The organism is Ralstonia sp. SA306 (assembly GCF_054792405.1).
This window is the reverse complement of sequence record NZ_CP096452.1, coordinates 1,436,988-1,463,301: the sequence shown is the minus strand read 5'-3', so window position 1 is coordinate 1,463,301 and position 26,314 is coordinate 1,436,988. Positions and strand designations below refer to the sequence as shown.

Annotated in this window: 28 protein-coding genes; 16 read left to right on the top strand and 12 right to left on the bottom strand. The window is 64.3% G+C overall.

Features of this window, described 5'->3' with window-relative positions:
* Positions 1–41: 41 nt before the first annotated feature.
* Both M1D44_RS23130 and M1D44_RS23125 read left to right on the top strand, forming a co-directional pair.
* Positions 42–809 carry an SDR family NAD(P)-dependent oxidoreductase gene (locus tag M1D44_RS23130; RefSeq protein WP_316852535.1) on the top strand — a complete coding sequence of 256 codons (768 nt, stop codon included), beginning with the start codon at positions 42–44 and terminating at the stop codon, positions 807–809.
* Positions 806–1,723: an SMP-30/gluconolactonase/LRE family protein gene (locus tag M1D44_RS23125; RefSeq protein ID WP_316852534.1), complete on the top strand. Its 918-nt coding sequence runs from the start codon at positions 806–808 to the stop codon at positions 1,721–1,723. The genes M1D44_RS23130 and M1D44_RS23125 overlap by 4 nt, the downstream gene beginning before the upstream one ends.
* Here the strand turns inward: M1D44_RS23125 and M1D44_RS23120 are convergent.
* On the bottom strand, positions 1,714–2,898 hold the full coding sequence (locus M1D44_RS23120; RefSeq protein ID WP_316852533.1) for a fumarylacetoacetate hydrolase family protein: 1,185 nt from the start codon (positions 2,896–2,898) through the stop codon (positions 1,714–1,716). The genes M1D44_RS23125 and M1D44_RS23120 overlap by 10 nt on opposite strands.
* Positions 2,899–3,037: 139 nt before the next feature.
* Between M1D44_RS23120 and M1D44_RS23115 the strand changes: the two genes are divergently transcribed.
* Together M1D44_RS23115 and M1D44_RS23110 are read left to right on the top strand one after the other, a co-directional pair.
* Positions 3,038–3,793, top strand: a complete 756-nt coding sequence (locus M1D44_RS23115) for an IclR family transcriptional regulator (RefSeq protein WP_316852532.1) — start codon at positions 3,038–3,040, stop codon at positions 3,791–3,793.
* A gap of 78 nt (positions 3,794–3,871) precedes the next feature.
* Complete coding sequence (locus tag M1D44_RS23110; RefSeq protein WP_316852531.1) at positions 3,872–4,888, top strand: LacI family DNA-binding transcriptional regulator; 1,017 nt, start codon at positions 3,872–3,874, stop codon at positions 4,886–4,888.
* Between the two features lie 30 nt (positions 4,889–4,918).
* Here the strand turns inward: M1D44_RS23110 and M1D44_RS23105 are convergent, their stop codons facing one another.
* Entirely contained in the window at positions 4,919–6,703 is a 1,785-nt protein-coding gene (locus tag M1D44_RS23105; protein WP_112188388.1) for an IlvD/Edd family dehydratase, read from the bottom strand.
* 353 nt (positions 6,704–7,056) lie between these two features.
* On the opposite strand from M1D44_RS23105, the gene M1D44_RS23100 reads away from it, so the two are divergent.
* The gene (locus M1D44_RS23100) at positions 7,057–7,641 is read left to right on the top strand and encodes a hypothetical protein (RefSeq protein WP_316852530.1); all 585 of its coding nucleotides are present in this window, start codon (positions 7,057–7,059) and stop codon (positions 7,639–7,641) included.
* On the opposite strand, the gene M1D44_RS23095 is transcribed toward M1D44_RS23100, so the two are convergent.
* Entirely contained in the window at positions 7,610–8,269 is a 660-nt protein-coding gene (locus tag M1D44_RS23095) for a cysteine hydrolase family protein (protein WP_024978449.1), read from the bottom strand. The genes M1D44_RS23100 and M1D44_RS23095 overlap by 32 nt on opposite strands.
* A 135-nt stretch (positions 8,270–8,404) precedes the next feature.
* On the opposite strand from M1D44_RS23095, the gene M1D44_RS23090 reads away from it, so the two are divergent.
* Positions 8,405–9,391 (top strand): GlxA family transcriptional regulator, encoded by a 987-nt coding sequence (locus M1D44_RS23090; RefSeq protein ID WP_316852529.1) that lies wholly within the window; start codon positions 8,405–8,407, stop codon positions 9,389–9,391.
* A gap of 39 nt (positions 9,392–9,430) precedes the next feature.
* On the opposite strand, the gene M1D44_RS23085 is transcribed toward M1D44_RS23090, so the two are convergent.
* Positions 9,431–9,613, bottom strand: coding sequence for a glycine zipper 2TM domain-containing protein (locus M1D44_RS23085; RefSeq protein WP_024978451.1), 183 nt, complete (start codon positions 9,611–9,613; stop codon positions 9,431–9,433).
* Positions 9,614–9,685: 72 nt separating this feature from the next.
* Positions 9,686–10,246: a YggT family protein gene (locus M1D44_RS23080; RefSeq protein ID WP_024978452.1), complete on the bottom strand. Its 561-nt coding sequence runs from the start codon at positions 10,244–10,246 to the stop codon at positions 9,686–9,688.
* 176 nt (positions 10,247–10,422) lie between these two features.
* Between M1D44_RS23080 and M1D44_RS23075 the strand changes: the two genes are divergently transcribed.
* The gene (locus M1D44_RS23075; protein WP_316852528.1) at positions 10,423–10,986 is read left to right on the top strand and encodes a YbhB/YbcL family Raf kinase inhibitor-like protein; all 564 of its coding nucleotides are present in this window, start codon (positions 10,423–10,425) and stop codon (positions 10,984–10,986) included.
* Between the two features lie 20 nt (positions 10,987–11,006).
* On the opposite strand, the gene M1D44_RS23070 is transcribed toward M1D44_RS23075, so the two are convergent.
* Genes M1D44_RS23070 through M1D44_RS23050 form a run of 5 tightly spaced genes read right to left on the bottom strand, consistent with a single transcriptional unit; the run spans position 11,007 to position 15,029 of the window.
* A complete protein-coding gene (locus M1D44_RS23070) occupies positions 11,007–11,300 on the bottom strand; it encodes a DUF971 domain-containing protein (RefSeq protein ID WP_024978454.1) in 294 nt (97 codons plus the stop codon).
* Entirely contained in the window at positions 11,287–12,246 is a 960-nt protein-coding gene (locus M1D44_RS23065) for a HEAT repeat domain-containing protein (protein WP_316852527.1), read from the bottom strand. The genes M1D44_RS23070 and M1D44_RS23065 overlap by 14 nt, the downstream gene beginning before the upstream one ends.
* A gap of 7 nt (positions 12,247–12,253) precedes the next feature.
* The gene (locus M1D44_RS23060; protein WP_004627681.1) at positions 12,254–12,520 is read right to left on the bottom strand and encodes a 4Fe-4S dicluster domain-containing protein; all 267 of its coding nucleotides are present in this window, start codon (positions 12,518–12,520) and stop codon (positions 12,254–12,256) included.
* Between the two features lie 2 nt (positions 12,521–12,522).
* Entirely contained in the window at positions 12,523–14,247 is a 1,725-nt protein-coding gene (locus tag M1D44_RS23055; protein ID WP_316852526.1) for a fumarate reductase/succinate dehydrogenase flavoprotein subunit, read from the bottom strand.
* Entirely contained in the window at positions 14,244–15,029 is a 786-nt protein-coding gene (locus tag M1D44_RS23050; RefSeq protein WP_316852525.1) for a GntR family transcriptional regulator, read from the bottom strand. Before M1D44_RS23050 ends, M1D44_RS23055 begins: the two co-directional genes overlap by 4 nt.
* 394 nt (positions 15,030–15,423) lie before the next feature.
* Here M1D44_RS23050 and M1D44_RS23045 point away from each other — a divergent pair, with 394 nt between their 5' ends.
* The 7 genes from M1D44_RS23045 (at position 15,424) to M1D44_RS23015 (ending at position 23,945) form a co-directional block, all read left to right on the top strand.
* Positions 15,424–16,413 (top strand): ABC transporter substrate-binding protein, encoded by a 990-nt coding sequence (locus M1D44_RS23045; protein ID WP_024978458.1) that lies wholly within the window; start codon positions 15,424–15,426, stop codon positions 16,411–16,413.
* A 98-nt stretch (positions 16,414–16,511) separates the two neighbouring features.
* Positions 16,512–18,101 carry a sugar ABC transporter ATP-binding protein gene (locus M1D44_RS23040; protein WP_316852524.1) on the top strand — a complete coding sequence of 530 codons (1,590 nt, stop codon included), beginning with the start codon at positions 16,512–16,514 and terminating at the stop codon, positions 18,099–18,101.
* Positions 18,098–19,147, top strand: a complete 1,050-nt coding sequence (locus tag M1D44_RS23035; protein WP_024978460.1) for an ABC transporter permease — start codon at positions 18,098–18,100, stop codon at positions 19,145–19,147. The genes M1D44_RS23040 and M1D44_RS23035 overlap by 4 nt, the downstream gene beginning before the upstream one ends.
* The gene (gene yjfF / locus M1D44_RS23030) at positions 19,144–20,217 is read left to right on the top strand and encodes a galactofuranose ABC transporter, permease protein YjfF (RefSeq protein WP_024978461.1); all 1,074 of its coding nucleotides are present in this window, start codon (positions 19,144–19,146) and stop codon (positions 20,215–20,217) included. Before M1D44_RS23035 ends, yjfF begins: the two co-directional genes overlap by 4 nt.
* Before the next feature lie 224 nt (positions 20,218–20,441).
* The gene (locus tag M1D44_RS23025; protein ID WP_316852523.1) at positions 20,442–22,016 is read left to right on the top strand and encodes a methyl-accepting chemotaxis protein; all 1,575 of its coding nucleotides are present in this window, start codon (positions 20,442–20,444) and stop codon (positions 22,014–22,016) included.
* A gap of 109 nt (positions 22,017–22,125) precedes the next feature.
* Positions 22,126–23,100: a helix-turn-helix domain-containing GNAT family N-acetyltransferase gene (locus M1D44_RS23020; protein ID WP_316852522.1), complete on the top strand. Its 975-nt coding sequence runs from the start codon at positions 22,126–22,128 to the stop codon at positions 23,098–23,100.
* A 35-nt stretch (positions 23,101–23,135) separates the two neighbouring features.
* Positions 23,136–23,945: an arylamine N-acetyltransferase family protein gene (locus M1D44_RS23015; protein ID WP_316852521.1), complete on the top strand. Its 810-nt coding sequence runs from the start codon at positions 23,136–23,138 to the stop codon at positions 23,943–23,945.
* Between the two features lie 173 nt (positions 23,946–24,118).
* Here M1D44_RS23015 and M1D44_RS23010 read toward each other — a convergent pair whose 3' ends face one another.
* Positions 24,119–24,397: a hypothetical protein gene (locus M1D44_RS23010; RefSeq protein WP_024978465.1), complete on the bottom strand. Its 279-nt coding sequence runs from the start codon at positions 24,395–24,397 to the stop codon at positions 24,119–24,121.
* 670 nt (positions 24,398–25,067) lie between these two features.
* Positions 25,068–25,394: a hypothetical protein gene (locus M1D44_RS23005; RefSeq protein WP_316852520.1), complete on the bottom strand. Its 327-nt coding sequence runs from the start codon at positions 25,392–25,394 to the stop codon at positions 25,068–25,070.
* Between the two features lie 174 nt (positions 25,395–25,568).
* Between M1D44_RS23005 and M1D44_RS23000 the strand changes: the two genes are divergently transcribed.
* Together M1D44_RS23000 and M1D44_RS22995 are read left to right on the top strand one after the other, a co-directional pair.
* Positions 25,569–25,982 carry a hypothetical protein gene (locus M1D44_RS23000; RefSeq protein ID WP_152543734.1) on the top strand — a complete coding sequence of 138 codons (414 nt, stop codon included), beginning with the start codon at positions 25,569–25,571 and terminating at the stop codon, positions 25,980–25,982.
* Between the two features lie 77 nt (positions 25,983–26,059).
* Positions 26,060–26,281: a hypothetical protein gene (locus tag M1D44_RS22995; RefSeq protein ID WP_461241614.1), complete on the top strand. Its 222-nt coding sequence runs from the start codon at positions 26,060–26,062 to the stop codon at positions 26,279–26,281.
* Positions 26,282–26,314 lie beyond the last annotated feature (33 nt).

Sequence of the window (26,314 nt, the reverse complement as noted above, 5' to 3'; positions counted from 1 at the left end):
CGCTTCGGGCTTTATCCCTTTTGCTGTAACTGGAATCTCCTATGTCTTATGCAATTTATCCGAGCCTTGTTAACAAGAACGTTTTGATTACCGGCGGCGGTAGCGGCATTGGTGCTGCCATCGTCGAAGGCTTTGCCAAACAGGGCGCGCGCGTTACGTTTCTGGATATTGCGGGTGCGGACTCAGAGGCGCTGGCGGCGTCGCTGGGCGAGTGCGTGCATCCGCCGGTCTTCCGCTACTGCGACCTGCGCGATATCGACGCGCTGAACACCACGTTCTCGGACATTGAAGCCGAAACGGGCCCCATCGAAGTGCTGATCAACAACGCCGCGAATGATGACCGCCATCAAATTGGAACGGTGTCGCAGGCCTATTGGGACAACCGCATCGAGGTGAACCTGCGCCATCAGTTCTTCTGCGCGCAAGCCGTGCTGCCCGGCATGAAGAAGCTGGGGCGCGGCGTGATCCTGAACCTCGGGTCCATCTCGTGGCATCTTGCCCAGCCGGACCTCGCCATCTACATGACGTCCAAGGCCGGCATTGAGGGCCTGACGCGTGGGCTTGCGCGCGACCTTGGCGGATTCGGCATCCGTGTCAATTGCATCGTGCCCGGCGCTGTCCGCACGCCGCGGCAGATGGCACTTTGGCAATCGCCCGAGAGCGAAGCCAAGCTGCTGGCCGAGCAATGCCTGCATGAGCGTGTCGAGCCGGAACACGTGGCGCGGATGGCCTTGTTTCTTGCGTCAGACGATGCCGCGCGTTGCACGGCGCGTGAGTACTTTGTCGATGCCGGGTGGTACGGCGGATGAAGGCGCAAATCATTCCGGAATGCTTCTGGCGCATAGCGGCAACGCTGGGCGAAGGCGCGGTGTGGCACGCCGCATTGCGCTGCGTGGTCTTTGTCGATATCAAAGGCAGACGGCTCTACCGATATGACTCCGATACCGCTGTGTGCCGTAGCTGGGTCGCGCCCGGCCAGATCGGCTTTGCGCTGCCTTGCGTTGATGGCAACTGGATCTGCGGCGTGCAGGGCGGCCTTTACCGGTTCGCGTTTGCAACGGGCAGCTTCAGTCGCGTGTTGCCGGTCGAGACCGATCGGCCGGGAAACCGTCTGAATGACGGCTTTGTCGATCGCACCGGGGCACTGTGGTTTGGCTCGATGGACGATGGGGAGCGCGAGCCGAGCGGGCAGCTCTACCGCGTCGGTCTGGATGGCGGGCTGAGCGTGCGCGATTCAGGCTACGTGATTACGAATGGCCCGACCGCGAGCCCCGACGGCCGCACGCTGTATCACACAGATACCTTGCAGCGTGTGGTCTATGCCTTTGACCTCGCCGACGACGGCAGCCTGCAACGCAAGCGCGTCTTCACTGCGATCGAGGGTACCGGCTACCCGGACGGGATGGCGGTCGACGAGGAAGGGTGCGTGTGGGTCGCGCTGTTTGGCGGAGGACGGATCGAGCGGTTCTCGCCCGACGGCCGGTGCATCGGGCGCGTCGACTTCCCTTGTTCCAACATCACCAAGCTCGCATTTGGCGGCGATGACTTGCAGACGGTCTATGCGACCACCGCCCGAAAGGGCCTGACGGACGAGGCGTTGCAGGAGCAGCCGCTTGCCGGCGGATTATTCACGTTCCGCTCGCCGGTCAAGGGGCTGCCTTCCACGGACTGTGCGGTGGCGTTTTCTGAGACGGTTTCGGTAGCGACGATAGGTCAGCCCTGACGGACGAGCCCGCGTGCCGCCAGGTTGCGATACAGGGCGCGGACACCGAACGTCCACGGCGCGATCTCTGTCGACAGGCGTACCGTGTTGACGAGCGCGCCGAGCGCAGGGGCGCTGATCGTTACGCGGTCGCCGAGGTGGTGTGTGAAGCCGGCACCCGGTGCGTCACGGTCCTTGATCGGCGAGAACATCGTGCCGAGAAACAGCATGAAGCCGTCCGGGTACTGGTGATGCGGCCCGCAGGTCTGGGCGACGAGGTCGAGCGGGTCGCGGCTGATCTCGCTCATGTGGCTTACGCCGTCGAGCGTGAAGTCGTCGTCCGTGCCTTCAACACGCAGCGACACCTGCGTCGCGCGAATCGTGTCGATCGTGAAGTGCTCGTCAAACAGGCGCACAAACGGGCCGATCGCGCAGGAGCCGTTGTTGTCCTTGCATTTGCCCAGCAGCAATGCGGAGCGCCCTTCGATGTCGCGCAAGTTCACGTCGTTGCCGAGCGCTGCTCCGACGACATGGCCGGCGCTGCTGACCGCCAGCACGATCTCCGGCTCCGGGTTGTTCCAGCGCGAGGCCGGATGCAGGCCCACGTCGGCGCCGAACCCGACCGCCGACATCGGCTGCGATTTGGAGAACACTTCCGCATCTGGGCCGATACCGACTTCCATGTACTGCGACCATGCGCCCCGGCGCTGCAGTTCCTCCTTGAGCCGCATGGCAGCATCGGAGCCGGGCTCGATCTTGGAGAGGTCCGAGCCCACCACGCCGACAATCGACTCGCGCACGTCGCGGGCCTTGGCCGGGTCGCCGCCGGCCTGTTCTTCGATCACCCGCTCGATCAGGCTGACCGCGAACGTCACACCGCAAGCCTTGATCGCCTGGAGGTCGTTCGGCGCAAGCAGGGTTGGCGCGCTGCCCGTGCGATCGGCGGCCAGGGAGCGTTCGACAAGCGGTTCGACGCGGCCCAGGTTTTCGCCCGATGCCTGCCGGGCCACGGCCAGTGCGTCAGGATGCTCGAACAGATCTGCCACCGTTGGCACGGCTTCCGTGATGTCGAACACGACACCATTGAGCACCACCACGACAGAAGGCCCCTCGCCGTTGGCAGTCGTACGCCAGACCCGACCAACGAGCGTTGATTGCTCCAGATCGTGCGGCAAATAGTTGGCGATGGCGGTCATGTGCGCTCCATAAATTGGACACCCGTGTTGGCAGGGAACCCGCGTGATCGTAGAGACGGCGATGCGGGGTGTCCAACACGGTGACGCAATTTCCAACCTGTTGGACAATCGAGCCAATCATGAGCGGAGCAGGTTTCCAGTGAAGACAGATTACGAGGTGCCAGCACTCAAGCGCATTCATGACGTGCTGGGAATACTTTGCGCGGCAACGTCTCCCGTCCGTCCGGCCGCATTGGCGCAGGCGACGGGCATGTCCAGAAGCACGCTGTACCTGCTGCTGGAGTCTCTGGAAAAGCGCCGCTGGATCGAAAAGCGGGCCGACGGCTATCTGATCGGCCTGACCCTGTTTGAGCTGGGCAACGCCTATTTCCGCCACGACAGCTTGTTGGCAGCGTTCCGGCGTGAGTCCGCCGCCTTCGTGGCCACACACAACGAGGTCGTCCAGCTTGCCGTGCTCGACGGCACGGAAGTCGTGTACATCGCGCGAGAGGATGCGCCGCGGCCGGTCCGCCTGGTATCGGATGTCGGCCTGCGCCTGCCGGCGCATTGCTGCGCGCTGGGCAAGGCGCTTCTCGCCAGCCTTGATGACGAAGCGGTGTGCGCGCTGCTGCCTGCCCGTCTTGCCGCCATGACGGAGCGCACCACCACGCGCCGGGCCGATCTCCTCCGTGAGCTTGAAAGCATTCGCGTGCGGGGACTGGCGACGGAGCGTGAGGAGGTGGTAGCGGGGCTGGCCTGCTTTGCTGCGTTCGTCGGTGTCACGCCGCTGGGAAAGCACGTTGCCGTGAGTTCCAGCGTGCCCATCAGCCGACTGGATGCCCGCAGGGAGAAGCGCCTCGTTGTTGGTGTTGCCGGCATGGCGGACCGCATCGGCCGCGCGCTGGCGCAGGCCTAGCGCCCGGCTGCATCATCGCCGGTTCCGCTATGATCGCCACTCCCTTTCCTCTTTCCCCTTGCGCATAGACGTTTCTCCATGACCACCGGCCCCACACCTCCTCGCATGTCCGATGTTGCGCGCATTGCCGGCGTGTCGAAGATGACGGTATCGCGGGTGCTGGCAGGCGGCAGCGTGTCGCCCGCAACCCGTGCCCGTGTGCAACAGGCCATCGATGCGCTCGGTTACGTTGCAACGGCCGCTGCCGGGATGCTGTCCAGCGGCCGGTCGGAATTCGTCGCTGCCTTGGTGCCGTCGCTGGCCAGTTCCAACTTTGCCGATACCGTGCGCGGGCTGACGGATGCGCTTGCGCCGCATGGCCTGCAATTGCTGCTGGGTGACACCGATTACCACCTCGACCAGGAAGAGGCGCTGGTGAAGTCGCTGCTGCGCCATCAGCCGCGTGGCATCGCATTGACAGGGCGCCACCACAGTGCAGGCACGCGCGCGCTACTGGAGCGCGCCGGCATCCCGATCGTCGAGATGTGGGATCTGCCTGAGCGCCCGATCGATAAGGCGGTTGGGTTCTCGAACGCCAAGGCGTCGCTCGCGATGCTGCGTCACCTGTACGCGCGGTGCTACCGGCGCATCGGTTTCCTGTGCGGCGCAAGCGAGCTGGACCGGCGCGGTACGGACCGCCTGCGCGGATACGTAAGCGGAATCAAGGCGCTTGGCCTTGGCGAGCCGCGCGTGATCCGCCTGGGCGATTCCCCCATCACCATGAGCCACGGCGGGCCTGCCATGGCGGCCTTGCTGGAAGCGTGGCCCGATACCGATGCCGTGATGTGCGTGAGCGACATGTCCGCATTCGGCGCCATCATGGAATGCCACCGGCGCGGCCTGTCCGTGCCCGGCGACATCGCTGTTGCAGGGTTCGGCAATTTTGAAGTCGCGTGGTGTTGCCACCCGACCATCACGACGATCTCCGTCGATGCCTATGGCATCGGGCTGCGCACGGGCGAGGTATTGCTCGATGCGCTGGGCGTTAGCGAGGCCACGGGCGCGCGCAAGCTCTCGCACATCGAATTCAGCGTTGTCGAGCGCGAGAGTGCGTAGCCGGCAGCGCGCCGCCGGCTGCTTCCTGCGTCAATGCGAGTGCCGTGGATTGCCGCGCGTCTCGATGACATTCAGATACAGCGTTGCCGGCTCCAGGCATCCGCCTGTTGAAAGCTGCCCGACGAACTTTCGATAGATTTCCTGCCAAGGCGTTTGTGACTGCGGCACGCTGAACGTTGCGCTTTCACGGCGGCGTTCAAGCTCGTCCGCGTCGATCAATACATCAACCTTGCGCGCATTGAGGTCCACGCGGATGCGGTCGCCCGTGCGCAATAGCGCGAGGCCGCCACCCGCTGCCGCCTCCGGAGACATGTTCAAGATGGACGGGCTTGCGGAGGTGCCGCTCTGCCGGCCATCGCCCATGCACGGCAGCGATTCGATCCCTTGCTTAACGAGCGCCGCCGGCGGTGCCATGTTGACGACCTCGGCACTGCCCGGATAGCCGACCGTTCCGCAGCCACGGATGACCAGGATGCAGCGCTCGTCAATGGCGAGGGCCGGATCGTTGATGCGGGCGTGATAGTCCTCGGGGCCATCGAAGACGATCGCTCGCGTCTCGAAGACGTTTTCCGCGCCGGGTTCGCTCAGGTAGGTTTGCCGGAACGCCTCGCCCACCACCGACATCTTCATGATGGCGCTGTCGAAGAAGTTGCCCGACAGCACGATGAACCCCGCGCGGTGCTTCAGCGGTGCATCCACAGGAAAAATCACGTCGCTGTCGGCGGCAGGGGCGGCATCGGCAATCGCGCCGATCATGCGGCCCGACACGGTGGGGCAATCGCGCCGCAGCAAGCCGCCCGCGTCGAGCTGGCGCAATACGGCCGGCACGCCGCCCGAGCGATGGAAGCTCTCACCCAGGTATTCGCCTGCCGGCATGCAGTTCACCAGAAGCGGAACCGATTCTCCGTGGCGCTGCCAGTCTTCGAGGCTCAGTTCCACGCCCATGTGGCGCGCGATGGCGATGAGGTGAGGAGGGCAGTTGGTCGACGCGCCCAGCGCCGAGGCCACCATGATGGCGTTCTCGAACGCCGCGCGCGTCATGATCTTCGAGGGGCGAATGTCTTCGTGCACCAGGTCGACGATGCGCTTGCCGGTGGCATAGGCCATCTGCCCGCGCTCCCGATACGCCGCCGGAATGCTGGCACACCCAGGCAGCGACATGCCCAGCGCTTCGGCCAGGCTGTTCATCGAAAGCGCGGTGCCCATCGTGTTGCAGTGGCCGATCGACGGTGACGACGCGGTGGTCAACTCCATGAAGCCTTCGTAGTCGATGTCGCCGGCAGCCAGCCGGTTGCGCGCATGCCAGATGACGGTGCCGGAGCCGACCCGTCTGCCATCGTGCCAGCCGTCCAGCATTGGCCCGCCAGACAGCACGATTGCCGGCAGGTCGACCGTGGCGGCGGCCATCAGGCAGGCGGGCGTGGTCTTGTCGCAACCGGTCGTCAGCACAACACCGTCAAGCGGGAACCCGTGCAGGATCTCGACCAGACCGAGATAGGCCAGATTGCGGTCGAGCGCAGCGGTCGGGCGGCGGCTTTGTTCGGCAAGCGGGTGAACCGGAAACTCCATCGGAATGCCGCCCGCGTCCCGTATGCCGGCCTTCACACGCTGCGCCAGTTCCAGGTGGTGCCGATTGCACGGCGCCAAATCGTTACCCGTTTGTGCAATGCCGATGATCGGCCGGCCCGACTGCAGCTCTTCGCGCGTCAGGCCGTAGTTCATGAAGCGTTCGACATAGAGGGCAGTCATGTCTGCGTGGCTCGGATCGTCGAACCAAAGCTGGCTGCGCAGTCTGCGTGGGGGTTGGGTGGGCATGGTGTCTCGGTCGTGATGTGGAACTGGGTTCCCTCTGCGGGGAATCGGCGTGGCGGTTTCCGGAGGTTTGTGATGCGATTTTGGTACCGGTAACAACAAATAGTAGAGCTGGAAGAACGCGCAGGCAATAGCGGGCCGGCGATGCGGCGTCAGGCCATGCCGGCGGCGGCCGCATCAACGATACGTGCGCGTTGTCAGCCCCCCTTCGGGGGAGGGTGTCTGGATTTGCCGACATCCACCTGAGTGCAAGCGTTTGCCCGGTGCCGCCTGAGAGGGAGGCGCCCTGGTTTCACGATTCTGCAAACAAGCCACCCTATGTTGTGCCGATCTTCGGGGGAGGATAGGAGGCTGCCATGCAGGGGTTATCTGCACGATTCGAAAAAACCGACGCGGGGCGCCGTGAAATTGCCACGCGCAACGGCGCGCTCAGCCGCACAAGCCGAGCGCTGCTGATCATGGTGGATGGCCACGTCACGGGCGAGGACCTTGCCGTGCGTGCCGGTCAGCTCGGCCTGGAGGCGCAGGCCGTGTTCGAGCTGATGCAGGCCGGGTTCATTCAGAGCGCAACCGATGTTGCCGGCGACGCCGTCTTCGTTCAGGTGGCCGAGCCGCAGCCCGAGGCACCCGAAGCACCCAAGGCGGGTGCCTCCGCAGCACCGGCGCGCAAGCGTTCGCTGGCGGCGGCGCGCATGTACCTCATGGACATTGCGGCACGCACATTCAGCTCGGCCGAGCATCCGATCCGCCAGCGCCTGGTCGAGGCCACCGACCGCGCCTCCGTGGAAAGCGCGTTCGATGCGTTGCTGGCGGCCCTGCGCGAAGCCACATCGGCGTCGATGTTGGAGCAGGTGGAGGTGTCGTTCCGCGGGTTTCTGCCGGCCGAAGAAGGGGCGGCCGGCAGAACGGTCAGGCTGCCTGTTGCGCCACTTCATCCTTGAGCAGCCCGCGCGCCCGCTGATTCGACTTGTAGATGTTGTCGCGCACCGGCACCGCGCCGGTCTTCACGCTGTGCACCCATTCCTGGGTCGACATCACCGCCGCGAAGCGCGATTGCAGCACCACGCTGAACACGCGGTGGATCTCTTCCGCACTCGCAAAGCCGGCTTGGTTCTGATACGGCACCGCGCCTGATGCATCGTGCAGAAACTCCACCGCCGTGCCGTTGTGCAGGGCGTGGTTGATGGTCGATGCGTCGCAGTTGTGCGTCATGTAGCCCACCACGGCCAGCGTATCGATGCCGCGTGCTTCCAGCCATTGCGCCAGGTCCGTCTCCGGATAGGCGCTGGGCAGCAGCTTGCGCAGATAGTGGTCATGCGGGCGCGATGCCACCACCGGGTGCAGTTGCCAGCCATCGGTGTCGATGGCAAACAGCGGCGAGCTGGCCGGCGAGGTCTGCTGCACGACGATCACCGGAATGCCGGCTTCGCGCGCCGCATCCATGGCAGCACCAACGTTGGCCACAGTCTGTTGCGGGTCCGGATACTCGATCGGCAAGCCGCCCGTGAAGTATTCGTTCTGCACATCAATGACGATCAGGGCGCGCTTCGGGGTGTTGTTCGTGGTCATGGCTGACTCCTCAAGGTCGGTTGGAGCGGGCAGTTGCGTGAGCCCGTGGACAGCATCTTCGCGAATGTCTATCCTTCCCGACAGTGGCCCGGAAGACGTTTATCGAAAGAATCGGGCCAAAGCGCGGAGCCCCGTATGCCACCTCAGCAAACTCAGCGTCCTCAGGAAATCGCCGTTCTGGCATTCAACGACATCAGCCCGTTTCACCTGTCCGTGCCGTGTCTCGTGTTTGAAGACCGCATCTGGGCGGGGCTGCCGTCCTACAACCTGCGGATCTGTGCCGGCGAGCCGCCCAGGAAGGGCGGCCTGCGCACCACTGCCGGGTTTGGCGTGCAGACCGACTTCACACTTGAAGACGCTGCCCGCGCCGACGTGCTGATCGTGCCGTCATGGCGTGATACGAAGGAGCGGCCGCCGGCGGCCATGGTGAACGTGGTACGCGACGCCTACGCGCGCGGCGCTACGGTGGTCGGCCTGTGCCTGGGCGCCTTTGTGCTGGCGGAGGCAGGTGTGCTCGACGGCCATGAGGCAACCACGCACTGGAGCGCCGCCGATGCGTTCTCGCAGCGCTACCCGCGTGTGAAGCTTGTACCGGATGTGCTGTATCTGGACGCCGCCGACGGCCGGCTGGTGACATCCGCAGGCACGGCCGCCGGGCTGGATTGCTGCCTGCACCTGGTGCGCCGCTGGCATGGCGCGGAGGTGGCCAACCGGATTGCACGGCGGCTGGTGGTGGCGCCTCACCGGCAGGGCGGCCAGGCGCAATACATCGAGCAACCGCTGCACGATGCGCCAGGCGGCGATCGCCTGTCGGATCTGTTGAACTGGACGGTGGCCAACCTGGCGCAGCCGCATTCGCTGGACTCGCTGGCCGAGCGCGCGGCCATGAGCCGCCGCAATTTCACGCGGCGCTTTCGTGAGTTGACGGGAACCACCGTCGGCCAATGGTTGCTCGGGCAGCGTCTGGCCTATGCGCAGCGCATGCTGGAGACCACACGCCAGCCGGTCGAAGCGATTGCGCAACTGGCGGGGTTCGGCAGCGCGGTATCGCTGCGGCAGCATTTCAGCCGGACGTATCACACGTCACCCAGCGCCTACCGGGCGTTGTTTGCGCAAGCCTGAAAAAAAAGCGGCTGGTCGGCCGCTGTATTGATTACTTGGTTACTTGCTCAGTTCGTGCCCGATGACGGCGCCGGCTGCGGCACCCCCGATCGTCCCGGCCGTGCTATGCGTGATCTCGTGGCCGGCCACGCCGCCTGCCACTGCGCCGCCTGCCGTACACGCCGTGAGCGTGGGAGCCAGCACGGCAATCGCGCAGACCAGCGCTGTTTTCCATGCGTTCATGATGTCCTCCTGAGGTGCCGGCCAGATGCAGCGGCCGGCATATCCCTCAGTCGAGCAAGGCGCGTGCCGCCCTCACATGAACAACGGCGAGAGCGACAGATGCGACAGCGCGATCACGATCACCTGCGCAATCACCAGCAGGATCAGCGGAGACAGATCGAGCCGGCCGCCCAGCGGCGGCACCACGCGGCGGATCGGGCGCAACAGCGGATCGACCAGCGTGTTGAGCACCGCGCCCATGGGCGATGCCGGCCCCATCCATGACAGCACGGCCGACGCAATGGTCACCCACACCAGAACGTTGAACGCCCACTTGAGCACCGTAAAGAGCGCCGCCACAAAGCCCATCGGCACGAGCGCCATCGGGCTCACGCCCACCGATGCCAGCAGCAGGAACAGATACACAAGCGCCGTGGCATAGGCCGCCACCAGCGACGACCAATCGATATAGCCCGTGGCCGGAATCACGCGGCGCAGCGGATGCACCAGCCAGCCGGTCAACTGGAAGATGGCCTGCGACAGCGGATTGCGCGGTGACAGCCGCACCGCTTGCGTCCAGGCGCGCAGCAGCAGTGCCGCGCCAAAGAGCGAGAAGATCGTGTCGAGCAGAAAACGCGTGATATCGCCGAACATGCGTCCGGTTCTCCTATGGTCAGGTCAGGCAAGAGCGCGCGGCAAACGCTGCGCTGGGGCGCGGTATTGTCGCACGGCAATCTGACGTCCATCTGTGCGTTGATGCCTCTGCGCACGGGCTGCGCATTCGCGTATTGTTGTGCCCGTTTGCCGCTTTTCCTGCCAGGAGACCTGCCTTGAAGCCAACCCTGTTTCGCGCGTTGTTGTCGCTGGCGTGCCTGTCTGCTGTGCCGCATGTGCATGCGCAGGCCTATGGCACGTTCACCGTCGAGTCCCCCACGTTTGCCGACAACGGCGTCATGGACCGCAAATACGCCGGCAAGAACCCCGCCAACGCCAACTGCACGGGAGACAACGTCTCGCCGCCGCTGCACTGGTCCAACGTGCCCGCCGGTACCAACAGCCTCGTGCTGATCACCACCGACCCGCAGGGCGCGGGCGGCCTGGGCGTGAACCACTGGATGGCCTACGGCATCCCGGCTGCGCAGACGAGCCTGCCCGAAGGCGCTGGCACCGGCGGTGCTTTGCGTATGGGCCAGAACGCCATCGGCAAGCCGGCCTACCTCGGGCCGTGTCCGCCCAAGGGCACCGGCATGCACCACTACGTCTTTGTGCTGATCGCCACGGATCTGGCGCCGGACGCGCTGCCCAATGGGCTCACGCGCGCTGAACTGGACGCGGCAATCAAGGGCCATAGCAAAGGCGCTGCCGCCTGGATTGGCCGGTTCGGCAACTTCTGATGGATGCGAGCCCGCCACGTTCAGCCGGCCGCGGCAGTTGCGGCTAACTCGGCCAGATACGCCCACGGATAAATGCCGCGCGCATGCCCATCGCTGAACACCAGTTGCATACCGTAACCAGCGGGCTCGACGGTGGTGACGCGCACGTTGGCCGGCACGTTGATGGGCGTGCCGTGATGGCGCTTGAACTGGCACTCCGCACAGCGGCATGCCTTGCGCAACATCACGTGGCTTAGCGCCACAATGGCGTCCGCCCAGTGCAGGCGCAACCGGCCTTGTGCGATGTCGTTGTCGATGTGCTCAGGCGGCTGCACGGGCGCCCTCGATCTGTGCCAATGCGATCCGCACGGCCTTGACGACTTCCGGGTCGCTATCGCCTTCTGCTGTGCGCAACGCGGGCAGGGCAGAGGCATCGCCGGTCTCGCCCAATGCGAGCGCAGCCTCCTTGCGCAGATTGCTGATCGGGTGCGCGAGCAGCGCGGCGAGCGCATCCACGGCATGCGCGGCGCGCCACCGGCCCAGCGCGCGGGCGGCTTGCAGACGGACTTGCCAATACGCATCTGCCAGCGCATCGACCAACGCTTGCGTGACGTCCGGGTCAGGCGCGAGCGCCCGCAGCTTGCCGAGCGTGCTGGCGCTTTCCTCGCGCACGCGCCATGCGGTGTCGTGCAGTGCATCTAGCAGCGCGGGCAGCACGGCGGCATCGGTGGCAAGGCCGAGGGCACCCACTGCGGCACGGCGTACCTCGGCATCTGCGTCATGACGCGCGCGTTCCGCCAACGCAGGCAGCGCCCCCACATGCTTGCGCCAGCCGAGCACCGCAACGGCCTCACGGCGCACGGCGGCAACGGCGTCCTGCAAGGCGTGCAGCGCGGGCGTTTCGCTCTCGGGCACGCGCAACTCACGAAGCCCGCGCAACGCGGCGGCGCGTACAAAGGCGCTCGCGTGGTCTACGTAACGCAACAGCCCGGGCGCGGAGTCGGGCGATTTCAAATCCCCCAGGCCGATTGCTGCCGCATCACGCACGGCGCCATCCACGTCTTCCAACGCACGGGCGAGCGCGGCCACCGTATCCGGCTGCTCCCACGTCGCCAGGATGCGCGCCGCTTCCAGCCGGACCTCCGGCGCGGGGTCGTGCGCAAGCAGCGCAATCACGTTGGGCAGCGCATCGGCGTCTTCTTCATCCGCGATCTGCAGCAGGGCAACGCGGCGGGTGGTGGCATCTGCGTCGTGCAGGCGCGCCAGGAGGGTTGTTGTCATCGTCACCTCAGCGCAACAGGTACGGGATGTCGACCTTCACCGCGCCGGTCGGGCAGTCCTGCTCGCAGGGCATGCAGTACCAGCATTCGTCGAATTGCATGAAGGCCTTGCCCTTGGTCAGATCGATGGCCAGCAGGTCGAGCGGGCAGACGTCGACGCACACGGTGCAGCCCTTATCGGCAATGCACTTGGCTTCGTCGATGGTGACGGGCGCGCTGCTGCGCGAGGTGATGTCGTGCGGCGTGTGGGTGAAATGAACAGTCGTCTGTTGCATGGTCATGCAGCCTTCGGAATGCGCAGGTGCGCGTAGGAATCGGTGCCGAGCACATCGACAGGGATGGCGTACGGTTCAACCGCCTGCTTGCGGCTGGCCATGGCGCCATGCGCGTCCTTGTACAAGCGCGTGTGGCAGAACCAGTTGGCGTCGTCGCGCTCGGGGTAGTCCACGCGGTGGTGATACAGGCCCCAGCGGCTCTCGGTGCGGAAGAGTGAGGCGCGTGCGGCCATCTCAGCGCAATCGCGGATGAAGCTGACTTCCATTGCGCGCATCAGCTCGTGCGGGTTGCGCGCGTGCAGGTGCGTGATGTCTTCGGCAATCTCGTCGAAGCGGCGCAGGCCGATCTCCATCTTGCGCGTGACCTTGGGCGGCTGCAGGTAGTCGTTCACCATGCGGCGCAGCTTGTATTCCACCTGGGCGGGAGCCAGGCCGTGATCGCGCTGCAACGGCGCAAAGATACGCGCGCGCTCGCGTTCTATCTGCGCGTCGTCGATGCGGGCGTCGCCTTGCCGGCCGGCGATATAGTCCGCCGCGTTCTGCCCCGCAAACCAGCCATACGTGAACGCGCCCAGCATGTAGTTGTGCGGCACGGCGGCCATGTCGCCGGCGGCGTAGAGCCCGCACACCGTTGTCTCCGCGCGCGCGTTCACGTGTACGCCCGACGCGCTATGCCCGCTGCAGAAGCCGATTTCCGAGATGTGCATCTCCACCATCTGCGTGCGGTAATCGGTGCCGCGCCCGGCGTGGAAGCGGCCGCGGCTGGGTCGCTCGTTGGTGTGCAGGATGGTCTCGATGGTCTGGATGGTTTCTTCGGCCAGATGGTCGAGCTTGAGAAATACCGGGCCCTTCCCACCCTGCAGCTCCTGGTAGAACTCCCACATCATCTGGCCGCTCCAGTAGTCGCACTGGATGAAGCGCTCGCCGTGGGCGTTGGCGGTGTAGCCACCCAGCGGGCCGGTCACATACGCGCAGGCGGGGCCGTTGTAATCCTTGATGAGCGGGTTGATCTGGAAGCATTCCAGATTGGCAAGCTCTGCGCCCGCGTGATACGCCATCGCATAGCCATCGCCTGCGTTGGTGGGGTTCTCGTACGTGCCCATCAGGTAGCCCGACGATGGCAAACCAAGCCGCCCCGCAGCCCCGCAGCTCAGCACCACGGCCTTTGCACGCACCACGAGAAAATCTGCAGTGCGGCAATCGAACCCGAGCACGCCGCAGGCCGCGCCATTTGCATCCGTCAGCACACGGGTGACGACGATGCGGTTCGTGATCTCGACCCGCGCACGCTTGAGCTGCCGATACAGCACCTTTTTGATGTCGTGGCCCTCCGGCATCGGCAGCACGTAGCTGCCCATGTGGTGGATCTTCTTGACGGCGTAGTCGCCGGTTTCGTCCTTCTCGAACTTCACGCCCCAGCGGTCGAGCTGCTCGATGGTGGCAAAGCTGTGCTGTGCATACGCATACACGGCCGATTGATCGACGATGCCATCGTTGGCCAGCGTGATTTCGCGCGTGTATTGCTCCGGCGTGGCATGCCCGGGAATGACGGCGTTGTTCAGCCCATCCATGCCCATCGAGATGGCGCCGCTGCGTTTCACGTGCGCCTTGTCGATCAGCAGCACGCGCAGCGCGGGGTTGCGTTCTTTTGCTTTGATGGCCGCCATCGGGCCGGCCGTGCCACCGCCCACGACGACGAGGTCGTACTCCAGTTCCAACGTGTTCATACAGTGCCTTGCAGAGGAAGGATGGATTGCGCGTGCGCCGCCACTTGCCGATCCAGCCGGAGCCGGTACTGGAAAGCGTCGCCACGAAAATAGAGGCGTTCAAAGTCGATGGGCGTGCCTTGCGCGTCATGCGTCAGGCGCTCCACGCGCAGCAGCGCTGCGCCTGCGCCCGTGTCGAGCGCGGCGGCGGTGGCGTGGTCAGCCAATGCCGCATCGATGGCAAGCGTGGCGTGGCCGAGCGCCACACCTGCGTCCTGCTCCAGCACAAGAAACACATCGCGCGCGACGAGGTCCGCTCGGGCGACGATGCTGCCAAGTGCTTCCGGCAGCCACGTCACCTCAAGCGACACCGGCAATTGATCCAGCAACCGCACGCGATGCAATTCGGTGACGGGCGAACCGGACGGCAGTTGCAGCGCCTGTGCCACATCGGTCGGCGCGGGCACTGTCCGCAGCTTCAGCACATGGTTGCGAATGGCATGACCTTGTGCCGACATCGCCTCGGCAAAGCCCTGCAGCGCCGTCACGTTCTGGAACGCCTTGGGTTGGCTCACAAACGTGCCTTTTCCGTGGCGGCGGAAGATCAGCCCTTCGTTCTGCAGATCGGCCAACGCCTGCCGCACGGTGATGCGGCTGGCGTTGAACTGCTCGCCCAGGGCCGCTTCCGACGGCAGCAGTGATGCCGGCGCGTAGTGGCCACTGAGAATGCCCTCGCGCAGCGTGCCCTTGATCCGCTCATAGAGCGGCGGGGCCGGTTGGCGGTGCAGGTTGGAAGTCGTCATCAGGCGCGGAACTCGTCATAACAAGTGCGCCCAGTGTAAGAAGCAGCCGTATGCAGCGGAACGAAGCTTTTTCGATATGCATGCTCGGTTTTTGGCATGCGCCACCGCTACCGCTCTGTCTGAGCGGGCCGCACGGCTGCCGTCGCATCGCGCGATTTTGGTGCGCTGCACGATGCGCAAACGCCCGGTCTGATATCAAAAGCGATATCGGTTGGCCCCCAAAAAAACATTAGACGGTCATGTCAGGCTGTCAATACCATGGCTCACCACGAATCACCGGCAAGGGAAGACGGGCGCCACATGCCGGGTTTGACTCGTGTACCGCGTTGCAAAGACGACGTGCGCAGCCCCGGGGGCAGTCACCCGCTGCGTTCCACCATAAAGGAGACAAACGATGGAAAAAACGAGCGCCGCGGGCGCCAGACGGACCGTGTTGACCTTCCTGGCTGCAGCCGGTGTGCTGCTGGCTACGGGCTTGACCACAGCGGCTCACGCGGCTGACAAGTCGTTCACCATGGGCTTTGCCCAGGTGGGCGCCGAGAGCGAATGGCGTACCGCCAATTCGGAATCCATCAAATCGACGGCCAAGGCGCAGGGCGTGAACCTGAAGTTCTCTGACGCGCAGCAGAAGCAGGAAAACCAGATCAAGGCGATCCGCTCGTACATCGCGCAGAAGGTGGATGTCATTGCGTTCTCGCCAGTGGTGGAATCCGGCTGGGACACCGTGCTGCAAGAGGCCAAGGCAGCCAAGATTCCGGTCATCCTCACCGACCGGGGTATCGACAGCAAGGACCCCTCGCTCTACACCACCTTCATCGGTTCGGATTTCGTCGAGGAAGGCCGCAAGGCGGGCCGTTGGCTGCTGGAAAACGTCAAGCCCAAGGGCGGCGACGTGAACATCGTCGAGCTGCAAGGCACCGTCGGCTCAGCGCCTGCCATCGACCGCAAGCGCGGCTTTGAAGAGATCATCAAGGCCGACCCGCACTACAAGATCATCCGCTCGCAAACCGGCGACTTCACCCGCGCCAAGGGTAAAGAGGTGATGGAAGCCTTCCTCAAGGCCGAGGGCAAGAAGATCAACGTGCTGTTCGCGCACAACGACGACATGGCGATTGGCGCCATCCAGGCCATTGAAGAGGCTGGGCTCAAGCCGGGCAAGGACATCACCATCATCTCCATCGACGGCGTGAAGGGCGCGTTTGAAGCCATGATGGCCGGCAAGCTGAACGTCACGGTGGAATGCAGCCCGCTGCTCGGGCCGCAGCTGATGGATACCGCGCGCGCCGTGCTGGCGGGCAAGACCGTGCCCAAGCGCATTGTCACCAAGGAAGGCATCTTCCCGATGGACGTGGCGGCCAAGGAGTTTCCGAACCGCAAGTACTGAGTACTGAGCTGCGTTCGCAAGCCCTTTGCTGAACCGGAGTATGCCGGCAGGGCGGGTGACTCCGCCTTGCGGGCATGCACCATCAACAGGTGACATCCATGTCGGATCACGTTGATCATGCCGCCGCGTCAGATGCCCGTGGCGCGTTGCTGCACATGCGCGGCATCTCCAAGAACTTTCCTGGCGTGCAGGCGCTGGCCGGGGTCGATTTCCGCTTGTTTCCCGGTGAAGTGCATGCCTTGATGGGGCAGAACGGCGCCGGCAAATCGACGCTCATCAAGGTGTTGACCGGGGTGGAAGCGCCCGATGCGGGCGAGATCCTGCTCGGCGGTCAGCCCATCGCTCCGGGCTCGCCGCTGGAGGCGCAGAAGCTCGGTATCAGCACGGTGTATCAAGAGGTCAATCTCTGCCCGAACCTGACCGTGGCCGAGAACATCCACATCGGCCGCTTTCCCATGCGCATGGGCAGCATCGACTGGCGCGCCACCAACCGCGCCGCGCAGGCGCTGCTAGCCGATCTGAACATCCACATTGACGTGACGCTGCCGCTGTCGCTCTATCCGGTGGCCATTCAGCAGATGGTGGCGATTGCCCGCGCGCTATCCACCGAAGCCCGCATCCTGATCCTGGACGAACCCACTTCAAGCCTGGACGACGACGAAGTGGCCCGGCTGTTTGCCGCCATCCGCACGCTCAAGGCACGCGGCATGGCCGTGCTGTTCGTCACGCATTTTCTGGAGCAGACCTACGCGATTGCCGACCGCATTACCGTGCTGCGCAACGGCCGGCTGGAAGGCGAATACGCTGCGCGCGATCTGCCGCAGCTGCAATTGATCAACAAGATGGTCGGGCGCGACATTGATGCAAGCCGCTTCGAGCGCACCGAGGTGCCGCCGGTGGATGACACTGCGCCAGCATTCCTGAGCGCGCGCGGCATGGGCCGCCGTGGCGTCGTGCAGCCGCTCGATCTGGACGTGCGCCCCGGGCAGGTGCTGGGCCTGGGCGGCCTGCTGGGCTCGGGCCGCACCGAGACCGCGCGCCTTCTGTTTGGCGTGGATCGCAACGATGCGGGCTCGATCAAGGTGCAGGGCCAGTCGCATCAGTTCAGCTCCCCGCGTGACGCCATCCGTCAGGGCATCGGCTTCTGCCCGGAAGACCGCAAGACCGAGGGCATCATTGCCGAGCTGTCGATTCGCGAGAACATCATCCTCGCGCTGCAGGCCAAGCGTGGGCTGTTCCGCTATCTGCCCAAGAAGCGCCAGCGCGAGATTGCCGACCAGTACATCGCTCAGCTTGGCATCAAGACGCCCGACGCTGAAAAGCCTATCGGCCAACTCTCGGGCGGCAACCAGCAGAAAGCCGTGCTCGCACGCTGGCTGGCGACCGACCCGGCCATGCTGATCCTGGATGAGCCCACGCGCGGCATCGACATTGCCGCCAAGCTCGACATCATGGACCTGGTGACCGCGCAGTGCCGCAAGGGCATGGCCATCCTGTTCATCTCCAGCGAGCTGCCGGAAGTGCTGCGTGTGAGCCACCGGCTGGCGATCCTGCGCGATCGCAAGAAGGTGGGCGAGCTTGCCGGCGCCGATGTGACGGAAGACAACCTGTGCCACGTGATTGCCGGCGGCGACGTGCCCGCCAGCCAGTCCAACACCCAGTCCACCACCACCGGAGGCGCCGCATGAACCCCGCCAGCCTGCGTGCGCTCACCGGCCACCGATTGTTCTGGCCGTGCGTGACGCTACTCCTGCTGTGTCTGCTCAACGCGTGGTTCAACCCGCATTTCTTTCACCTCGACATTCGCGGCGGGCATCTGTACGGCAGCCTGATCGACATCCTCAACCGTGCCGCGCCGCTGATGCTCATATCCCTGGGCATGACGCTGGTGATTGCCGTGGGCGGCATCGATATTTCAGTGGGCGCGGTGGTGGCCATTTCCGGCGCCATTGCCGCATCGCTCATCGGCGGCACGCTGGTGGTGCAGAACGGCTTGCCTGTGTATGTAACCAAGGTGCCGCTGCTTCTGGCGCTGCTGGCTGCCGTGGGCGCAGCGCTGGTGTGCGGCCTGTGGAATGGCTTGCTGGTGGCAGGTGCAGGCATGCAGCCCATCATTGCCACGCTGATCCTGATGGTGGCGGGGCGCGGCGTGGCGCAGCTCATTACCGGCGGGCAGATCATCACCGTCTACTACGAGCCGTTCTTCTTTGTGGGCAACGGCTATCTGTTCGGGCTGCCGTTTGGGCTGTACATCGCGGCCGCCGTGCTGGGCCTGCTGCTGTTGTTGATGCATCGCACGGCGCTCGGTCTGTTTATCGAGGCAGTCGGCATCAACCCCGTGGCAGCGCGGCTTGCGGGGCTGAACACCAAGGCGCTGCTGTTTGGCATCTACGGATTCTGCGGTGCCATGGCCGGCATTGCGGGGCTCATCATCTGTTCGAACGTCAAGAGCGCGGACGGCAACAACGCGGGGCTGCTGCTGGAGCTTGACGCCATCCTGGCTGTCACGCTGGGCGGTACCTCGCTGGTGGGCGGCAAGTTCAGCCTGTGGGGCAGCGTGATCGGCGCGCTCATCATCCAGACGCTCACCTATGCGATCTACTCGATGGGCGTGCCGCCCGAGATCAACCTCGTCGTGAAAGCCGTGGTGGTATTTGCCGTGTGCCTGGCGCAATCGGAAGCGTTTCGCAGCATGTTCTTTCAACGCCAAAGCCGTGCAGGAGCGCAGTCATGAGAATCAATCCACGCCGCTTGCCGTTCTACGTCACGCTGTTCCTGTTTGCGCTGCTGTTCGGCTTTGGGTCTGTGACTTACACGGGCTTCTTCAGCGTGCAGGTGTTTCTGAATCTGCTGATCGACAACGCGTTCCTGATGGTCGTTGCCATTGGCATGACGTTCGTCATTCTGTCGGGCGGTATCGACCTGTCTGTGGGGGCGGTGGTGGCGCTTACCACCATGATCTCCGCCGCGCTGGTTGAACATCACGGCTGGTCGATTGGCGTGGTGGTGCCGCTCGTGCTCGCTGTCGGGTGCCTGTTCGGCTTGATGATGGGTGTGCTGATCCAGGTGTTCCGCATCCAGCCGTTTATCGTCACGCTGGGCGGCATGTTCCTCGCGCGGGGGCTGTGCTACCTCATCAGCATTGATTCGATCAGCATTACCGACCCGATCTACACCACGCTGTCGCAGTACAAGATCCAGGTGGGTGGCGGCAACTACGTGTCGCCCAGCGTGGTGATTGCGCTGGTGGTGTTTGCCGCTGCGGCGTGGCTCGCACATTGCAGCCGCTTCGGCCGCACGGTCTATGCGCTGGGCGGCAATGAACGCTCCGCCTTGTTGATGGGCTTGCCGGTGGCGCGCACGCGCATCCTCGTTTATGTGCTCAGCGGTTTCTGCTCGGCCCTGGGCGGCGTGCTGGTCACGTTCTACATGCTCTCCGGCTACGGGCTGCATGCACAGGGCATGGAGCTCGATGCCATTGCCGCCACCGTGGTCGGCGGCACGTTGCTCACCGGCGGCGTGGGCCTCATCAGCGGCAGCGTGGTGGGCGTGCTGTTGCTGGGCGTCATCCAGTCGTTGATCACCTTTGACGGTACGCTCAGCTCCTGGTGGGCGCGCATCGCCATTGGGGTGTTGCTGTGCGTGTTCTGCCTCATGCAGCGTTTTCTGGGGCGCGCGCAACGCGGGGTGTCGGTGCCGCCGTCAAGCCCGCACAAGCCTGTGCGGCGCCCGAATGAAACGACCAAGGACACAGCTCCCTCGGCCATCGTCATGCGGTCGCACGCCATGCCGCCGTTCAACTAGGCACGCACGCTCGCGCTGCTCGAAGTCGGCTCGTCGCTCGCGCGGGCCGACCCTCGGATGTCTCCCCTCACGCACTCGAATTGGCAACGCATGCACCGGTGCAGGGCGCGATGTGGGCGCTTTGACTCACGCACTTAAGGTATTTCGCGGCCTACCGATATGCAGATGTAGAACATCCATAAATCCGGGGCACGTGCCTCCGGATAAACAAATCGGGGGAAATCATGCCGTCTATCGTGCATTCGGTGCGCTTCAAGTTGCTCGGGGCGTTTGGTCTGTGTTTGGCGCTGTTGCTGGCCACCGGTGTGTTTGGGGTGCGGGGCCTGATGCGCCTGAACGCCAACATTAACGCCGCATATACCAGCAACACGCTGCCCATCGCGCAGCTTGCCGAGCTTCGGACGGCCCAACTTGATATACGCCTGCAATTGCGTCGCGCGCAGGTCTTCACCGACGATGCCGCGCAAGTTGCAGCGGCCGTGCGCACCATCCGCACGGATCTGGAACAGATCAACGGCGCATGGAAGCAGTACTACCCCGCCAGCGTGACGAGCGAACAAGAACGCGATGTCGCCAGCAAGGTCAACGATGCCCTGCCGCAATTCAACACGGCCACGAACGAAGCGATCGAAGCGCTGCAGGCAGGCCAGCACGACGTAGCCGCGCATATCATCAACCGCCACGCCCGTTCTGGACAAGCCGTGAGCGACCTGCTCGCAAAGGACATTGCCATCAACCTGCAGCAGGCCAAACTGTCCGTCGATGACAGCGAAGCCACCTACCACTCCATCTTCAGCATGGCGGTTGCGCTGGTGTGCGCTGGGTTTGCGGTGGGCGTGGGCATGTGCTGGTATCTGCTGCGCGCGATCTCTCGCCCGCTCAGCCGCGCGGTGGACGTTGCCAATCACATTGCCGGCGGGCGGTTGGAGAACAACATCGTGATCGACACGCAGGGCGAGTTTGGTGAGCTGCTGGCCGCACTGCGCTCGATGGATCGACAGTTGACCGAGACGGTGCGCGGCATCAAGGTATCGGCCGAATCCGTGACGGTGGCATCCAAGGAAATTGCAGCCGGCAACATTGATCTGTCTGCCCGCACCGAACAGCAGGCCGCCTCGCTGGAGGAAACCGCGTCGAGCATGACGCAGTTGACCGAGACCGTGAAGCAGAACGCCGAGAACGCCGCCCAGGCCGACAGCCTGGCCGCCAGCGCCAGCACCATCGCGCAGGCAGGCAACGAGGCCGTGCAGGCCATGGTCGGCACGATCGACCAGATCAGCACCAGCTCGGGCAAGATTTCCGAGATCACGGGGCTGATCGAAGGCATCGCCTTCCAGACCAACATCCTCGCGTTGAATGCCGCAGTGGAAGCGGCGCGCGCTGGCGAGCAGGGCAGGGGCTTTGCCGTCGTTGCAAGCGAGGTGCGCACGCTTGCGCAACGCTCCGCCTCTGCCGCCAAGGAGATCAAGGGGCTGATTGGCGACTCCGTTGCCGTGGTGCAGGCGGGTTCGCAACAGGCCGCTGCGGTGGGCGAGACCATGAGCGAAGTGAAGGATGCCATCCGCCGCGTGTCGGAGATCGTGGCCGAGATTGCCGCCGCCTCTGCCGAGCAAAGCCGAGGCATCGAGCAGGTCAACCAGGCCGTCACGCAGATGGATGAAGTCACCCAGCAGAACGCCGCGTTGGTCGAGCAGGCCGCAGCGGCAGCGCAATCGCTGGAAGAACAGGCGACGACGCTGCGCCGCGCGGTGTCGGTATTCCGTCTGTCGGATGGAGCCGGTCGGCCCGCGTTTGCCTGAGCACCTGCGGCAGGCGCCTTAGGCGCTGCCCGCCACGGTACCGCCGGGCCTTGAAAAGGTTGTTTCATGCAACTATATTGGTTGCGCGAAACAACTATTCGGGGCCAGTATGGACTTCATTGAAGCGCCCACGCAATCGCGCGAGCAGACGATTCGCGAGCTGCGGGAGATCTCGCGCAAGCTCGTTCGCGAACTCGGCTTCATGCGCAACACGCTGGCCGAGAGCGACCTGCCGCCGTCCGCGGTGCACGCGGTCCTGGAGATTGCCGGTACGCCCGGCATCCAGGCGCGCGACCTGGCCGAGCGTCTGCGGTTGGACAAATCCAGCACCAGCCGCCAGGTCACCCGGCTGGAATCTGCCGGGCTGGTCGAACGCCGCACCTGCGCCGATGACGCCCGATCTTCCGAGCTGCACCTCACCAAAGACGGCCAGCAACTGCGGCGCAAGATCGACGCCTTTGCTTCCAGCCAAGTCTCCAATGCGCTGCGACACCTGACCCCGGCAGACCAGCAACGACTGGTCACATCGCTGTCGCAATACGTCAGCGCGCTGGCCGATGACAACGACCACAAGCCCGCGCAAGCGCCCGCCGATGCCGGCCCCCAGATCGTGCAAGGCTACGTGCCCGGCTGCATTGGCGACATCGCCAGCCTGCACGGCCGGTTCTACGCACAGCACTGGGGCTTCGGCGTGTTCTTCGAGCGCCGCGTCGCCAAGGAACTGGCCGACTTTGCGCAGTCCCTGCCCGACGCCAACAAGGCACTCTGGCTGTGCGTGGAAAACGGCCGCAGCCTTGCATCGCTCGCCATTGACGGCAACCCGGACACGCGCGTTGCATACCTGCGCTGGTTCATCGTGGATGATTCACTGCGGGGCACCGGCATTGGTCGTAAGCTCATGTCGCAAGCCATGCGCTTTGTCGACGAGCGCTTTGACGAGACCTACCTCAACACCTTCAAGGGCCTGGATGCCGCCCGCCACCTCTACGAATCGTTCGGCTTTCAACTCACGCAGGAAGAAGCCGGCACGCAGTGGGGCAGCACCGTAACCGAACAGCAATTCCGCCGCCGCAAACAGGGCTGACGTTGCGTCACGCCCGGCGCACAAGGAGGCAACACGTGACATCGCAACTCAACCTGGATGCCTACTTCAACCGCATCCAGTGGGGCGGCAGCACCCGCCCCAGCTACGACACGCTCGCGCAGTTGGTGCACGCGCACATGCGGCACATTCCGTTCGAAAACCTCGACGTGCTGCTCGGACGCGGCATCCGCATCGACCTGGAAAGCGTGCAGAACAAGCTCGTTCACGCACGCCGCGGCGGTTACTGCTTCGAGCACGCCACCTTGTTTGCCGCCGTGCTGGAGCAGCTTGGCTTTCAGCCCACGCGCCACTCGTCGCGCGTGATCATCCAGACGCCGCGCCCCGAGGCGCCCCGCACGCACATGTTCCTGACGGTGCCGCTGCCCGAGGGCACCTTTGTCATCGATCCGGGTTTCGGCGGGCTGGCGCCCCGCGTGCCTGTGCCGCTGGACGGCACGCAGGCCAACATCGACGGCGAACTGCACTGGATGGTGCGCGATGAAGACCGCTGGATACTCCGCGCCCAGGTGCGCAGCGACACGCCCGTCGACGCCTGGGTCACCACGATGGAGCAGGACTACCCGATCGATTTCGAAATGGCGAATCACTACACGAGCACGTATCCGGCGTCGCCGTTCATGAACCGCATCCTGATGCGGTCGTTGACGGACGAAGGGCGCGTGACGGTGATGAACCGGGACGCCACGATCTGGCGAGGGAATACGCCGCACAGGTTTGAATTGGAAGACCGGCGCGCGTTGCGGGAGCTGTTGGCCGAGCACTTTGGGATTGATTTGCCCGAGGTGGAGGGGATGCGGGTGCCGGGAGTGGAGGGGTGGGATTGAAACTGCATTGGCATCCGGATTTCCCGCCGCAGTGATGGTTTGTTGGTGTCTGACGCCAACCGCCTAAGGGGCTACCGCTGCCCATGAAAAAGTACGGTCAGTTCAACACATAACGAGAGTCGGTCTCTGCAAGCGTCCCCGCCCGTCTCGGGTTCGCTTTTACTGCTGTTTTTTTATTTCAGCTTGTTCGCACGTGCCAGCACATGCAGGACTTCCCACCGGTACAAGTCCACTGTTACGCCATCCAGCGAGGTCAGCATGAAGGCACCAATCGCATCGAGAAACCCGGCCTGGTATTCAACGGCCTTGTCTTTGACCTGAAGCTGGTATTCCAAGCGCAAAGTCTTGGGGCTGAACTGCCGCTGCACCTTCATGTCCATTTGGGCGCGCCGCAGATAATCTCGCGCGCTCAGGGCGCCTTGTGCATACAGGAGATTGTCTTCAAGGCTCATCGGGCACCTCCGGACGGAGGACGTTGCGCGATGCTGGTGAAGTGACAGATTGCGGGGCGATGCCCGCGTGGGATGGGTACAGCTTGGATCGGTTGCTCCATTGTCTTGCCCTCTGGTTGAGTGAGGAGCCGCCCACCGGGAGGGGTGGGCGGGCACACGGCAAGGTCTGCAATACCGATCAAGACAAATCCAAAAATCGGCAGGGCCGAAGCCCTCCCTGCCGGGCCCGCCCATATAGGCGAACGACGGCACGCAAGGGCCTAACGGCACTCGCGGATTTGTCTTGAATTCGGGATTGCAGTCCCGGCTGCGCTTGGTTTGCGCGAGCGGGAGTGAGTTTATGGGCGGCGAGCGGCGGCGGCAAGTTGCGGTTTGTCGCGGCGGCCAAATCAGAGCGCATTCGCGGGGTCCAGAACGCCGGGCGCCAGGTTTCGAACTCGGGGCGCCGAGTTCCGAACCGCAAACGCCGAGCAAAAAGCCCCACCCGCCAGGCTCCGAGCCTCAACGGTCGAGTCCAGAACGCCAATCGTCGAGATCAGAACCTCGATCGTGCTCAAAAAAGCAGCATGTGTTGCTGAAAAAAGCAGCAAGCGCGAGGCAAAAAGTCCCACGGTTGGGGCTTGGACGGCGGCAAGCGGGGGGTGAGGGGCGGCAGTCGGGGGAATTAGCCTCAAGTGCCGAGCTTGAGGCTCCGAATTCGCTCCGCCTGCCATGCCGCCAACGCAGTGCCCGCTTCGGCTTCTTCCTCCTTGGTCGCCTTCCGGGTTTTATAGGGCGACAAACTGGCAGACAAAATCGGCGCGCCGTTATGTATGTCCTGCGCGAGCCAGCTCAAATAATCCCGACCCTCATCGCGATACCGTTGAACTTCCGCCGTGGTCAGCCGAATCATGAAGCTGTAGCCGACCGCCCCATGGTTGCAGTTGGCATCGAGATACAGCTCGCCATCCGCTTCAAATAAAAACCAGCTCTGCGGTTCGTGGTCCAGCACCTGCATCAACGCCTCCGAGCGCGTAGTTGATTGTGTGAGTGGTTGCGTGTGCGTGCGATTGCTCGGCATGCCATGGCGCATGTGCGGGCTTCGCACATGCGATCGCACTTTCGCATGATCGTGCTGGACGCTGCAATTGGCCGCCTAGCATGCAAGCGTTATTGACCATTGCTGCCCGCCATGCCAATTCCATCGAAGATCAGCGGACCGAGCGTCCAGACACACATCAGTAGCACCGACGCGCCAGGCTCGTCGCCGATCAAGCCGCCGCAACCTCAGGCGCCTCAGCGCACGGCACGTACGTCGCAAGGGGAACTCGGGGCGCTGTCTGCGCGCGGCTCGAAGCGCCCACGCGAGTCGAGTGGTGATGATGCTGCTGCACAGCCCCAAGCCAAGCAACGCCGCGCGGATCTGCCCCGCTCGGAGCTCCCTCGCGCACACGGCGACGCAGACTCGCGCATGGAGCGCATCATGCAGATGCAGGCCGAGACCATGATCCGCAGTGCGGAGCTGCAGAACGTGCTGAACCGCGCCAACGCGCAAGCCAAGCTGATGGAAGAGGGCAGCAAGGCTGCCAAGGATCTGATCAATTAGCGTCGATGCGCCAGCTGGGCGTGGCATTCACGGAATCTGCGCTGGCCCCGGTGCATCACTGCCACGTACCAGAACGATTGCCGCTGCCTCGCTGCGGCGGTGATCTGAAGCACAGCATCGTGGTTGCTGGCGTGGAGCAAGTGATTCACGCCGTGCAGTCGGTGATGCACTTGCTGCGTGACGATCTGCTCAACGCAAAGGTCGTGGCGATGAAAGCCCGGCACATATGTGAGGTGCTGCGCGCACCAGGTGACGGTATCGCTTCCTGGCCAGAGAAGAACTACGCGTTTTCCCAGTAGTAGGCCCCCGCCCATCTGGCCAAGATTGCCGCG